The sequence below is a fragment of the Peribacillus sp. 05N428 genome (genome assembly GCF_056397085.1).
Map to the genome: position 1 here is coordinate 39,241 of NZ_JBFTMS010000006.1, position 13,881 is coordinate 53,121.

General features: G+C 39.9%; 11 protein-coding genes and 1 pseudogene. 1 reads left to right on the top strand and 11 read right to left on the bottom strand.

Going from position 1 to position 13,881, the window contains the following annotated elements; translation table 11 throughout:
- Positions 1–5: 5 nt before the first annotated feature.
- The 3 genes from AC1DIV_RS07840 to AC1DIV_RS07850 all read right to left on the bottom strand — a co-directional run bounded on the left by AC1DIV_RS07840 (position 6) and on the right by AC1DIV_RS07850 (position 2,766).
- Positions 6–995, bottom strand: coding sequence for a heme-dependent oxidative N-demethylase family protein (locus tag AC1DIV_RS07840; RefSeq protein WP_340876759.1), 990 nt, complete (start codon positions 993–995; stop codon positions 6–8).
- 45 nt (positions 996–1,040) lie between these two features.
- The gene (locus tag AC1DIV_RS07845; protein ID WP_340876760.1) at positions 1,041–2,453 is read right to left on the bottom strand and encodes a purine-cytosine permease family protein; all 1,413 of its coding nucleotides are present in this window, start codon (positions 2,451–2,453) and stop codon (positions 1,041–1,043) included.
- 82 nt (positions 2,454–2,535) lie between these two features.
- Complete coding sequence (locus AC1DIV_RS07850) at positions 2,536–2,766, bottom strand: hypothetical protein (protein WP_048683687.1); 231 nt, start codon at positions 2,764–2,766, stop codon at positions 2,536–2,538.
- 167 nt (positions 2,767–2,933) lie between these two features.
- Between AC1DIV_RS07850 and AC1DIV_RS07855 the strand changes: the two genes are divergently transcribed.
- Complete coding sequence (locus AC1DIV_RS07855) at positions 2,934–4,766, top strand: sigma-54 interaction domain-containing protein (RefSeq protein WP_340876761.1); 1,833 nt, start codon at positions 2,934–2,936, stop codon at positions 4,764–4,766.
- A gap of 316 nt (positions 4,767–5,082) precedes the next feature.
- On the opposite strand, the gene AC1DIV_RS07860 is transcribed toward AC1DIV_RS07855, so the two are convergent.
- From AC1DIV_RS07860 to AC1DIV_RS07895, 8 genes and pseudogenes are all read right to left on the bottom strand, one after another.
- Positions 5,083–5,859, bottom strand: coding sequence for a YibE/F family protein (locus AC1DIV_RS07860; RefSeq protein WP_063593937.1), 777 nt, complete (start codon positions 5,857–5,859; stop codon positions 5,083–5,085).
- Complete coding sequence (locus AC1DIV_RS07865) at positions 5,859–6,995, bottom strand: YibE/F family protein (RefSeq protein WP_406593518.1); 1,137 nt, start codon at positions 6,993–6,995, stop codon at positions 5,859–5,861. The genes AC1DIV_RS07860 and AC1DIV_RS07865 overlap by 1 nt, the downstream gene beginning before the upstream one ends.
- Positions 6,996–7,594: 599 nt before the next feature.
- Positions 7,595–7,932 (bottom strand): annotated as a pseudogene (locus AC1DIV_RS07870) (VOC family protein).
- Between the two features lie 138 nt (positions 7,933–8,070).
- Positions 8,071–8,613 carry an SRPBCC domain-containing protein gene (locus tag AC1DIV_RS07875; protein ID WP_340876764.1) on the bottom strand — a complete coding sequence of 181 codons (543 nt, stop codon included), beginning with the start codon at positions 8,611–8,613 and terminating at the stop codon, positions 8,071–8,073.
- Positions 8,614–8,793: 180 nt separating this feature from the next.
- Complete coding sequence (locus tag AC1DIV_RS07880) at positions 8,794–10,209, bottom strand: amino acid permease (protein WP_053535493.1); 1,416 nt, start codon at positions 10,207–10,209, stop codon at positions 8,794–8,796.
- Between the two features lie 54 nt (positions 10,210–10,263).
- On the bottom strand, positions 10,264–11,025 hold the full coding sequence (locus tag AC1DIV_RS07885; protein WP_340876765.1) for a dimethylarginine dimethylaminohydrolase family protein: 762 nt from the start codon (positions 11,023–11,025) through the stop codon (positions 10,264–10,266).
- 189 nt (positions 11,026–11,214) lie between these two features.
- Positions 11,215–12,405 carry an amidohydrolase gene (locus AC1DIV_RS07890; protein ID WP_340876766.1) on the bottom strand — a complete coding sequence of 397 codons (1,191 nt, stop codon included), beginning with the start codon at positions 12,403–12,405 and terminating at the stop codon, positions 11,215–11,217.
- 42 nt (positions 12,406–12,447) lie between these two features.
- Positions 12,448–13,791 carry a YfcC family protein gene (locus AC1DIV_RS07895; protein WP_340878546.1) on the bottom strand — a complete coding sequence of 448 codons (1,344 nt, stop codon included), beginning with the start codon at positions 13,789–13,791 and terminating at the stop codon, positions 12,448–12,450.
- Positions 13,792–13,881 lie beyond the last annotated feature (90 nt).

Sequence of the window (13,881 nt, forward strand, 5' to 3'; positions counted from 1 at the left end):
TCCTCCTACTTATTGTTTATCTTCGCTTTTTTCTTTTCATCGATACTCCTCAAATATTCGACCGATTGTGGAAGGAATGGGGCAATTCCTTTGTATTCAGCCATTGGTCCGGGAATATCCTGCAGTACGCTATATGTCAGATCAAACCACTCCTGGCGCAATGTCAAATCCTCTAGTGGCAGGAATTGAGTATTCAATACAAATAGAATGGCGTTGCTTCGTGGCATGCGATAAAATTTTTGTTCTTCAACACGCAAACGAACAAGTTTACCTGCATTTTCCGGTGTTATTTCAGAACGTTGCGGTCCCCAGACATCCATCGTTTCATAGTTGACATCCCATCGGTCAGCCATCAGGTTCCAGTTGATGCGTGTCCATGGCTTACCTGGCTCGATGGATAACAAAAACTTGCGAACGCGCTCTGCCAGTTCATCGCCCTTCCGCGATACAAATGGAACAGGTGCATGGATTTCATCAAAGGACATGCCTTTATTCCAGTTAGCTGAGAAGAGTGCGGCGTATGAAACTTGCCCCACTTCCAAATAGAAATTACTATCGCGATGAACCATTAAAACAAAATCATTATGGAAATGGCGGCCAATATAATCAAGCGGCTCATATGGAAGCGTGCTTGGATCGCCATACACGAATGAATCGGTTTCCCCGAAAATGTGGTTCTTGAAAGTCCATTTGTCCCCATCTTTACTGACCTCGAAATGCTCCGGATAGCGATCAGCTGCCATGTCGATCAGCATTTCCAATACTTCCCATTGCATTTCCATTGTGTGTGGAAAAGATTGAAACCTAATATGCGGCTGTTCTTGAAGGAGACGACGCTTCGTTTCCACTTGGAGTTTGTATTCTGGTGTAACTTCAATACAGTTAATGTTTGAGAGTCTTTTCAAATCGTTTGAATAGCGATAGTTACCTGAAGTGAATGGAAATGGGAATGTATCTAAATCAGTTGTTTTGAAATCTAAACTTTGTGTAAACATTGAACAATCTCCTCTCGTTCCCTAGATTCTTTAAAGTGCATTTTTTCATTTAGCTTCCTTTAATTCAACAGATGGACGCTCCATGTCAACTTCGAAACGGAAAATGTATTTAGATGAAACATAATAAGTGACTAAAGCGACAAAGTATGTTGGAATTCCGGCAGCCGTATAAAGGAAAAAATCACTTGCTTCAAAAGTCAATGGATTATAGAGTGCCCAGTAAACGATCGTTCCAATGACCACCGTGAGAACTGCAGACGGGTTAATGCCTTTCCAATAGGTATAAGAGCCTTGTGTGTCATACAAATCCCTTATTGAAATGCGTTGGCGCTTTACAAAAAAGTAATCTGCCACGACAATGCCTCCAAGTACAGCCATAATAAAAGAAATGACAGCAATGAATGAACCAAATGCATCGTAGAACGTTGAGCTTAGAAGTAAGAATATAGCCGGTACGGTCGTTCCCATCGCAATCATCCATGATTTTTTCGGGAATACAGTTTTAAAGCTGACAGCTTGTGAGTACATAAGAAAAATGGCTGCACCGACATTCCCTACCGAAAGTAAAATCAAGCCAATGAAGCCGCCCCAACTTCCTGCGATGGAAAACATCCAGTCAGAAGGATTAAGTGAACCAGCGACTAATGCAGCAAGGGCCCCAACTAATGCAGCGATACAGACGATGATTCCATAGCTGTAGAATCCCGCTTTAAATGCGCCTCCTTCTGTTTTGGATAAACGGCTGTATTGGCCAAGATACGGAAGCCATGAAAAGCCGAGACCGACATTTAATTCCAGGGCTGTCGCGAATGAACGAGAAGTCGTTTCAAAGGGTTCAGAAGGAAGTATATGGGCAACTTTCGTGAATCCCTGTCCAAACAAAACAATTGCGAGAAGGCCAAACATGAGAACCATAAAAACCGGCACGGCCACTGCGGTATATTTTTGTATCGCTACCGGTCCCCTCACAGTTACAAGAAATGCACAGATAAAGAGTAAAATCGAGAAAAACGGCGCCCCCATTGCCTGGCTTGAAAAAATGGCAGGCATCCCCATCCAATTAGCAGCCTCGGCCAAAGCCTGACCGGACATAAAGAGCGCAATGGAAATGTAGCCGAGAGTTAAAATAAGAAAAACAAAGAAAAAGATATTGGATCCTAAATACCCTAGTGAACTTCGAAACCCTACGAAAGTGTCTATGCCATAACGCGCAAAATAAAGGGTGATGGGAACAATCAACAGCATAGGGAAGGCGTTACCGAATAAAATCGCTGCAAGTGACTGTTTCGCGTCAAGCATTGTACCTGTATATCCACCAGTTAATAGCCCAAAAGATGAGAGGCCAATAACAACTTGAACTAAAATTAAATCCCGTAGGTTAAAAATCCGGTCGTTTTTACTTGCCGGTAAGAACCCAAAGGCCACATCCTTTGAAATGGAGGAATTCTCTTTGCTCACACGCTTCTCTCCCAACTATTAAAATAATGATTGTATGGCTTGGAATAAGGCTGTCATTGTTCTTGGTGATCTAAACAACATTTCAGACAAGTGTATAGATTAGGTAGGCGATGATTAAAATCATGAAAAAAATAGAACCTGACGCATCACTCCATTTCATTTTTTCGATTTTCACGGCATCTTCCTGCTCATACGCATTGATCCGCTCATTCAAATCTGAATATAGATTTTTAATAAAGGGATCTTCAGAATTGATATTCTGTTGGAACTGATTCTCTTTATTCAAAATCGCTTCTCCCTCCTTTGCAATCATGCTTTCTAGTCCCTTCTCTTTACTTATTGCAATAACCATGCCAATCAGAAAGCACTATGCTAACAGGGTTTTCAATAGGAAGAATATTCATTTCTGAAACTATTGAACAATTGTGAAATTTCTGTAATATGAAACTAGTAAGTTAAATGAAAGGCAGGTAGACATAAATGGATCACTTCACCTCTGCACTCTTGTCTATTTACGACCAGCTTATTGTGACAGATAAAAATGGCACCATCATGAAATCGACCGGAACAGGGAATACCTTATTCCATACAATCAAATCCGCTATTGTCGGTGGTTCCATCAAGGATGTTGAACAAGATTTATTTTCTACAAGCTTGGCAGAAGAGATAATGGGCAAAAATGAGAAAAGATCTTTCATGCAGTCCTCATGGCAGGGGCATGAGCTGCTGATGACGGCATACCCGATTGAATCCGGGGCATGGGTCTGGGCTTACAAAGAAATTAAAGACTCATATCCAGATACATCAAGGGGGCAATCGGGACCATTATTGGAATCGAAAAAGCCAACTTTTCCATTTGTGATCCGCAGTAAACCGATGCTCGATGTTCTGCATAAAATGCAAATGGTTTGTGATGTCAGCGCAACCGTCCTTTTATTGGGGGAATCCGGTGTAGGAAAGGAAATAGCAGCCAGGGCCATACATAATATGGGTAATAGAAGCGACGGACCATTTATACCTGTCAATTGCGGCGCCATTCCGGAAAACCTGATAGAAAGCGAACTGTTTGGCTATGTAGAAGGGGCTTTTACCAGCGCACGGAAAGAAGGCGCCAAGGGAAAATTCACACTGGCCCATAAAGGTATCTTATTTTTGGATGAAGTGGGCGAGTTACCGCTGAACGTACAGGTAAAACTGCTTCGTGTCCTTCAGGAACGAGTCGTCACACCAATTGGAAGTTCGACCTCACACCCTGTTGACATTCAAGTGATTGCCGCAACAAATAAATCGCTCGAAAAAATGGTGAAAAAAGGTGAATTCCGAGAAGACTTATATTATCGTCTTCATGTCGTGCCTATCCATCTTCCGCCGCTAAGAAATCGTGTGGATGAGATTCCCCACCTGGTTCAGTTTTTTTTACAAAAGTACAATACACTGTACAATCGAAAGGTAGCGTTCACCCCGGATGCAATCGACTTGCTTTGCATCTATCAATGGCCCGGTAACGTGCGAGAACTTGAAAATACAGTTGAAAGACTTGTGATTACTAGCGGAATACCGGAAGTGGATGTTGCTTTGGTTAAAGAGGTGCTTCCATTTAAAGAGCCCAACCCCCCTTCACTACCCGTCATCGATTTCCTAATGCCTTTGCAGGAAGCAGTTGACCTTGTGGAAGAACAACTCATCAACATGGCGATGGAACAATATAAATCATTGAAACTGGCGGCAAAGGTATTGGAAGTCAGCCAGCCGACGATGAGCAGGAAATATAAAAAATTACGAAATAAAATGGAAGAGGCAAGCTTTTCACCAGTGGATAAACGGGCCATTTTAGAAGAACAAATAAACCAGCGGCTTCGATCCATTGCCGTTGTAACCGCAGCTATCATTCCAGCTGAAGAGGTAATCAGTCTACAAAAAAATATGAACCGTCAACCTTCCTATTCCCAGAAATTAAAACAAAAACTTACCATGATTCAAGAAAAGGAAGGCGTAATTGAATGGGTCTTTATATTTATCATGACGGAGGATGGACGTCTGATTCACCTCGTTGCAGACAAAGGCTTTGTAATTGAACCGGGGGAAGAATATATGGGTCCCCCGGAAATGGTCAATGTCGCTTACCAAGCGTTTAATGGTAAAGCGGGTGTTACTCCCATATACGAAGACAGGTACGGTGAGTGGAAAACAAGCTTTGCGCCAATCATCGATGATGAAGGCAATATCGTAGCTATTGTCGGATGTGATTACAGCAAAGCCTATTTCAATTCAGAAATGCAGCGTCTCCGTAAACAACTAAACATACATGTTTGATTTCGGCATGCAGTCCCATTATCGAATTGGAGCCCTGGGTAAAAAGAGAAAAGCTGATTACAGGAGCCGTTTTGAACGGGCTTCTGCAGTCAGCTTTTTCGTTATTATCAAACCGTATATACATCATGAACGTTATGAAGGAATTAAAATGGCAGTAAGCATATATAGGCAATATGGCATCTTGTTCCTTCACCAACCGCCCTCAAAAATGAAACGGTTAAGCGTATGGAGAAGAATATGGATAATCATTTGCAAAAAACCAAAGACTTATTCCGATTATACAAATGAGTGCCCATAAGCTTTTTTGCCATGAAACCTATATAACTTTCTCTTTATTTTCTCCTTTTTTCACCAAAAAATAAGCAGTTATCAAGGCTGTAATAGGAATTATCAGGGCTACTCCTGTTCCAGCACAAAATATTGTGATCATTTCAGCACTGAATATTTTTGAGTTTACTATTTCTCCAACAGAATAGGATAAATCTTTAAACCATATAAGCAATGCCAAATAGCCTCCAAAGAAAGCAAAAAATAGTGTATTCGTAGATGTCCCTAAAATATCCCGCCCAATACTCAATCCAAATGTGAATAATTCCTTCTTGCTAATGGATGGATGGTGATGATACATTTCTCGCATGGGAGATGCAATGGCCATGGCTGTATCGATAATCGCGCCAATAGTACTCATAATAATTACTGAAGCTCCAATTTTAACAAAATCCACCCCAATATAAAGGGAAAAGATGCTAAGCTCTTCTATTTCTTCTTCACCGAAACCTTGTATCATCGCATTTTCCGTCACAATGACAATAAAAAAGAGTACAATAACAATCGTGATAATAGTAGAAATGAATGCTGTTTTTGTTGTACTGTTCACTTCGTTAATGAAAAATAAATTAATATAACTAATCACCGTACATGCAATCAATGTTACGATATACGGATCAATATATGGATTGGTCATAAAAATGATGGTGAAAAGTAACACACCAAAGTTTAGGAACAAAGCAAAAAATGAACGTGCCCCTTTTTTTCCGCCAATCAAGATCATTAATATAAATAGTATAAACGCTAGCAACACTAATACATTCATTATCTTTCCCTCTTTCGATTAATGAAAAAAATAGAGACATATAGACCGATCGGGATAGTTAACACAATTCCGATACCACCTGCAAGAGCACGGGCCAATTCCAATGTTAGGTTCATGGAAAGGGTAAATCCCAATGCAGAATTATTTTTCAAATACAAAATAATCATAGGAATGGAACCACTTATATAGGCAAAAAACAAAATATTTGTCATGGTCCCCATAATGTCTTTTCCAATCTCTAATCCTGAAGTTTTAAGTGCTTTTACTGATATGTGGTTATTCTTTTCATACAACCCGAAAATCGAAGAAGACATGGTAATGGCTATATCCATTACAGCTCCTAAAGAACCGATAAATAACCCTGCCAAAAACACCATTTTATAAGGACGAGTGATAAATTGCATCTCTTCATATCGAAGGCCCTTTTCGGAAGTTAACCACATAACAAGATAAGCAATGAACAGCGATAAAAAAGTCCCTAACAGTGTCGCAATCACCGCTGCATAGGTTTTTTCATTAAAACCATTAACGAGTAAAAGAGAAAAGACCGTAAATAGTATGATACTTATACTGCAAATCAAAACCAAACCAATGTTTGATGTATTCAAATAAAAATCTAATGCATATGACAATAATATGGCATTGACTGCCAAACTAATAATTGAAAGCAGGCCTTGTTTTTTTCCAACGATAAGTAATGTAAAGATAAAAACCCATGCTACAATCAACACAAATTTATCACGTTTTACGTCTTTTATTGTTCCAGTTAACTCTGAATTTTCTTTAGTCTTCGTATCAATCGAAACAAATAAATCATTTCCAACTCGATATTCTTGATCAAAAGCTCCGGATGAGGAATATTCATTTTTTAAATGAATTAGCTTTCCTTTTTCTTCTCCATTTTGTATTTCCGCTATTATACTCTGGGTAAATAGTCGATCTTCATTTTGATACATATCATTCAATTCAGTTGTATTTTCCAGATTTGTTTTGATGACTTTGGCTATTGGTCGTTCATAGAATGAATAATTGTGATGAACAAAGATAACAGACAAGACAAAACAAAGTGCTATGACGGCGTACAAAGAAACCTGCTTGTATCCCATTTTTTTAAATTTATTTACGATAACATTCAAAATAAAACCTCCAAATATCGGGTGGGCAAAAAAAGCAGGGAGGAGCCAGAATTGATTGGCTCCACCCCGCCTTATTAGTATTTGATTTTATTTATCTTATCATGAATGAATTTGGTTTGCGAAAACAAAGTCCGATTTACCACCTTAACGTCTCCCCGGTAGGATGTAATTTCATAAAATACTTGTCAAGCCCCTTCATTCCTGATTTTCTCACTTCATTGTCAATACCATCAGTTGTGAAAAACTAAGGGCAATACTACAATTTCCTAAGTAGTATTGCCCTAAAATTCGTATAATTATCGTTTAGTAAAATGATTCAAGAATACATTGAAGATCTTTTTAAAATCTAGTATCTCAGAGATGCTTGGTGGATTTCTGGAGCATGATTACTTCCATCACTCCAATTTTGGAATTTCCCTAGTTTGCAATAAATGTAGGTATTTTCATTTTTTTCCATCAATTGATTTTGAACAAATTCTTGCATTTCCATTGCAGTAATATTTTGTGTAAATCCAGCATTTTTAGCACTTTTACTACCATCTTTTTCATTTCTCCACCTAATTCATCTTTAGAAAACGGCATTTCATCTCCATATACTTTTAACACAGTACTTCAACGTTAAATCCTCCGGGTGCTTCTACGTAGAAAGTATATCCGTGTAAATGTTGTGGAGGTTTTACCTTGAATCCATCCTCCTTCAACCGCTGATTGATCCTGTTAACTTGTTCTTCATTTTCTTGTATGAATCCAACATGAAAAGTTTTGGGGTATTGTACATTGCTTCCTTTCATCAGAGTCACTATGGAACCATCATCATCTTTCATTGCAGCGAACCCATCTCCCCTGCTTCCTGCACATGTCAATCCAAAGTATGTTTCTAAAAACTCACTGAAGCTGTAACATCATTAACAGTTAAATTTATGTGATTGATTTTCATTACTTCCCCCATTTTTAAGTTTTCTTTTCCTTCTACCCACATGCTTCATTGTCCTTAGCTGCATAATAAAAAAGCGATCCTGCTTAAGTAAGAATCGCATATGTTCAGTTCATATGACACGGAGTTGTTAAATAGCACCTATACCTTTTTACCACGGCTCCTGAAGCTTTCCAGAAGGTCGTCGAGGCGATAAAATTGTGAGGCACATCCTTGGACTATACCCATTCCCATTACTTGCTGAAGCCCCTCGGCTGAAGCGAATCGAGAACGCATGATGAGTTTTGTCTTACCCTCGTGTTCAACAAACGTCAAAGTTACCAGTGTAACTGGCATACCGTCGGCTGCGTTGCCTCCTTCATCTGCAAACATGTCCGTTAAGACAATCTTCTCGGGTACGATTATTTCTTGATAAACAGCTTTCCCCCAAGATTCTTGGCCATAAAATTCACCTTGGTTTTCATCTGTGCACCGCATGCAATAATGCCATACGCCGTCAGGCTTAAAATTAAACTCCCGATTTTCCGTTTGCCATCCACTCGGTCCCCACCATCCAGCCAAATGCTCAGAATTTGAAAATGCTTTAAAAACAAGATCCCGCTGCCCGTCAAATTTACGCTCCATGACGAGATCCCGCCCCTCAATACTCGTTGTCATGTTATTAGTCACTTTGTTATCAGACATTTCCATTCCTCCTTCCTATTTTCGTAATATGATATTCCTTCTATTTCGTCAAAATGCAGTATTCCCCTCCCGATTCAGTAAATAATCATCAAGTGACCGCAGCTACAAGATTAAAAAAAGGTCAACCAGTAATAACTGGCTAACCTTTTATACGAACGGGCAATCATTATAGGGACTCTATTACAATATTTTTTCATTTTCCAAGTTCGTGTTCGATTCTGCTTTCTTAGCCAATTTAAATTTATAGAATAATATACAGGCTACCAAAAATCCTATTCCATAAAACAGTCCAACTCTTTGAGTGGGGTCAAAGGCAAGGAATACTAGAATCAGCGAACAAAAGCCTAAACAAAACAACGGGACGAATGGGTAAAACGGTACTATGTATTGTAAGTCTTCCGTTTTGCCACCCGCTTTAATAAATTTCTTTCTAAACATATATTGCGATAAAGCAATTCCCATCCATGAAATCGTGACGGAGATACCCGCTATGGACATTAGTATCACGAACACAGTATCCGCAGCAATGAAGCTAGTCAATAACGAGAGAAGCGAAAAGCATATTGTAAATAGAAGGGCATTCAAGGGCACTTTCCTTTTGGATAATAGACCAAACACTTTTGGTGCCATCCCATCATGGGCCATCGACCAAAGCAACCTTGTAGATGCATAAAGACATGAATTCCCCACTGAAAGAATGGCTGTTAATATAATGAAATTCATGATACCTGCTGCATAAGGAATCCCCGCTATCTTCATCAAAGTTACAAAAGGACTTTCCAATAAACCTAATTCCGAAGAAGGGAATATGGCGGAAAGGATGATAATGGATGAAATGTAAAAAACAATGATTCTAAATAGTACGTTTCGAATGGCTTTAGGAATGTTTTCTTCAGGTTTTTCACTTTCACCTGCCGCTATTCCTATAAGTTCTGAGCCTTGATAAGAAAATATTACATTCATCATTGTCACAAAGATAATTGTAATGCCGCCAGCTGGAAATAGACCAGAAGGTGCCAAATTCTCGAAGAATGGGGTTGGACGATCAGATAAAGAGACAAAACCAAAGATACCAGCGATTCCAATCAAGATAAACAAAATCACTGCAACGATTTTTATTCCAGCGAACCAATATTCCGCCTCTGCAAAACCTCTTGTCGTTAATGCATTCAATGTAAATAAAAGCACTATGAACAAAGCACACCAAATCCAGGTAGGACTATGGGGGAACCATTGTTTCATCAATATTCCTGCTGCCGTAAACTCAACTCCTGCAGTTGCGGCTGAGCCTACGAAATACATCCATCCTAGAGAGAAACCAGCGGAAGGCCCAATATATTCGGCAGCATATTTTTGGAATGATCCTGTAACCGGCATATGAACGGCCAGCTCTCCAAGGCAGACCATGACCATATACAAAATAAGACCGCCTGCTAGATAACCGATCAGGGCTCCTCCTGCCCCCGCTTGGTTAATTGTATAGCCAGCATTTAAAAAAAGGCCTGTACCAATAACGCCGCCGAGTGAAAGCATAAATAAATGGCGTCTTTTCATTGAGCGTTGCAGCTGATCATTATTCTCCAGTCCATACCCCATATAATCACGTCCTTATTTTATCTAGTAAGCATATGCCTTCTCCCAAAAACCATCTTAGAACCTCAATGAAAGACAACTCAGGCCGCCATCTTGTTTTTGAAATTCCGACATTTCCACTTCAATCACTGTGTATCCCAATTCTTCAATTTTTTTCTTTGTACCCTCAAATCCTCTAGGGATAATAACGCAGTCGTTCATTCTGACGCAGTTACCGGAATATTCTTCTTCCTGTTTTACGGTTATTTGATTGAAGCTGGAAAAAGCCTCGTGATTAATGAATTCCCCTGCCACTAATAAATTATTGTCTCCCAGGTAATTGACACCCGTTTTTAAATGAAAGAATTTCTTAAGGGGAATGATGGTCGTATCATATCCATATTTCCCCATAATATCTTTGAACTGCAGAGCACCGGCTTCATTCGTTCTGGTTGAAAGGCCAACATAGAAGTGATCCTCAACTTGCATTACATCCCCGCCATCTAACATACCTGGAGATTGAATATATTCGATTGTGTCATAAAAGTCCTTTAAAACTTCTTTCATTTCATTAATTTCACCATTCCGGCTTTCTGCTCCAGGATTGGTTACAAGGGCACATTTTGGCGTCAACACCGCGGTATCTTCCACAAACGTGGAATCAGGATACCTCTCATCCGATTCGAGAACGGTCACTTTCACACCGCATTGTTTTAATGCTTCTACATAAGCCTCGTGTTGTACAAGCGCTTTTTCATAATTCGGGTTTCCTAAATCCGATGTTGTTAAGCCATTTACAAAACTTTTTCCAATCTTTCTTACAATCGCGTGATTAAACATATATATTCCTCCTAAATAGGTAGTTTATCTTTTTATAATGTGGAATACCTTTATGCTCCTGCCGTACTTTAAATGGAGTTTCGTTTATTCCAGAAGCGGAAATTATAGATATATAGGCATGGTAGAGAGAAGAGACAACCGAAAGCCTTTCTTAACTATAAGGGGTGTCTCTTCTTAGCCCATGCTTTCTCAATTATTTTGATGACCGCATAAGTTATCCGCTATTCCTACAAAATATCTTACTCCATACCCTAAAGCCTTCTCATCGACTTTAAATTTAGGATGGTGCAAAGGATAAGCTTTTCCAAATTCATTATCATGGACGCCTAGAAATTGCATGGAAGAGGGAACGATTTCGGAAAAAGCCGAGAAATCTTCTGTCCCAAACATGGGATCATCAACCTGGATGATATTATTTTCCTCAAAAATACCTTCCATGACCGTTCTTGAAATATCAACGGCAGCTTTATCATTCACCACCGCTGGATACCCTAAATACCAAGTGACTTCACATTTTGCCCCATGCGTTTCTGAAATCCCCTTAACGATTTGCTCTAGATACTCCCTTGCTTTCACTCGGCTATCAGAGTCCAAGGATCGAATGGTACCGCCGATTTCTGCATATTCAGGTATGACATTCAGCGCACTTCCGGAATGGAACTGGGTGACTGAAATGACAGGTGTCCTAAGAGCTGAAATTTTTCTGGAAACGATATGTTGAATATTCGTCGTTATTTCTGCACCAATGATAAGCGGATCTACCGTTAATTCCGGAGTCGACGCATGACCGCCCTGCCCAATGATTTTAATTTCAAAATCATCGGCTGCTGCACAGAATACCCCTTCCCTTAAACATATGGTTCCTGTTCGTTCATAAGGAGTAACATGCAGTGCAAATGCATAATCCACTCCTTCCATGACCCCTTTTTTCACCAATTCCTGAGCTCCTCCTGGCAGAACCTCTTCGGCGTGTTGGAAAATAAACCTGATTTCTCCATTAATCTCTTCTTTTTTCCCGGAGAGGACTTTTGCAGCACCTAATAACATCGCAGCATGTGCATCATGTCCGCATGCATGCATAACCCCTGGATTTTTTGATTTATATTCAATATCTGCCTCCTCTTCAATCGGGAGTGCATCAATATCTGCACGAAAGGAAATGGTATACGATTTTCGGGGTGATTTTTTTGCGCCTTTGAGAACCGCTAAAACACTCGTTTCGGTAGGTCTCGTCACTTCTAATCCTGTAAAGGTTTTTAATTTCCTATAGATGAATTCGGAAGTCTGGTGCTCCTGATACGAGAGCTCCGGATTTTCATGAAAATGACGTCTCCATGAAATCACTTCATCCACAACTGTCTCCTGTATTGTCTTCATCATAAACGCCTCCTTGTAGTGCCAATATTCAGATTTTTTAGATCTTTAAAAAGGGCCATACTGTATGCTTTGAGCAGTGATCAAAAAGATAATCGCTACGGCAACCTGAATCAAAAGAAAGGGAAATACCCATTTTACCCATTTCGTAAATGATATGCCTGCCACTGCCAGTCCAGCCAATAGCACTCCAGAAGTAGGGAATATCATATTCGAAATCCCATCCCCTAATTGGAAAGCTAAAACTGCCGTTTGTCTTGTCACACCCATTAAATCCGCTAATGGAGCCATGATCGGCATCGTCAATGCTGCTTGTCCGCTTCCTGATGGAACAATGAAGTTAAGGAATAATTGGACAATGAACATTCCGATTGCATTTATGGCGGGAGGAAGCTGCTCAACCAATCCTGCAGCATAATATAAAATGGTATCAAGCAAACCGCCACTTGTAATGATGACCAAGATTGTCTGAGCAACACCTATTATCAATGCCCCGGAAACCATATCGCCTGCTCCTGAAATAAAACCATTAGCCATCTTGGACGGAGTCAAGCCTCCGATTAGGCCCATTATGATCCCGCTTAATAAAAACAAGCCGCCAATTTCACTTATATACCATCCTAATTTAATAACTCCATAGACTAATAGGATGAAATTCACCAATAAAATAATTAAAGCAGCGTTATGTCTTTTGCTCATCCTAAAGTTTTTATCAAGTTGTCCATGTTCTTCACGCCTGAATTTCCCATACTCCCCCAGTTCAGGGTTTCTTTTTACCTTCATTGCATGGAAATAGATGTACAATACTGTAACGACATAAAACACTGCAAGAAGAGCGATCCGCAATCCCATTCCCGAATACATGGGCAATTCTGCAATGCTTTGGGCAACTCCAACATTAAATGGGTTCGTAATGCCCGAAATGAATCCAGTCGCCAAAGTTCCAAGGATGACGATCGCAAAACCAGTAAGTGCATCAAACCCTAATGCGATCGTCATCGGAACAATGATGGCGATATAAACTAAAGCATCTTCAGCAGAGCCGATCAGTGTCCCTAATGATGCGAAGATTAATACCATCAACGGAATAAGCAATTTTTCTTTTGTTCCGAATCGGACAGCCACAAACTTAATGAAAGAATCCAGTGCCCCTGTTGCCTGCATGATTCCCAGTGCTCCGCCAAACAAAAAGACGAACAAGATAATTGACGCTCCTTCAATCATCCCTGCGTGAATGCTGCTGAACATTTCCAATAATCCCACAGGTGTTGATTCTACGAATTCAAAAGAAGTGGGATCGACTACACTTCGGCCATCCTTTTCAATTCTTTCATATTGGCCTGCGGGTAAGATATAGGTTAGAACCGTCACTATCACAATTACGATAAACATTAATACAAAAGGATTTATCCCTTTTTCCGGTAACTCCGTTAGTTGGTTAAGTGGCTTATTATTCTGATTAAGCGGCTCGGAAGTGATTGG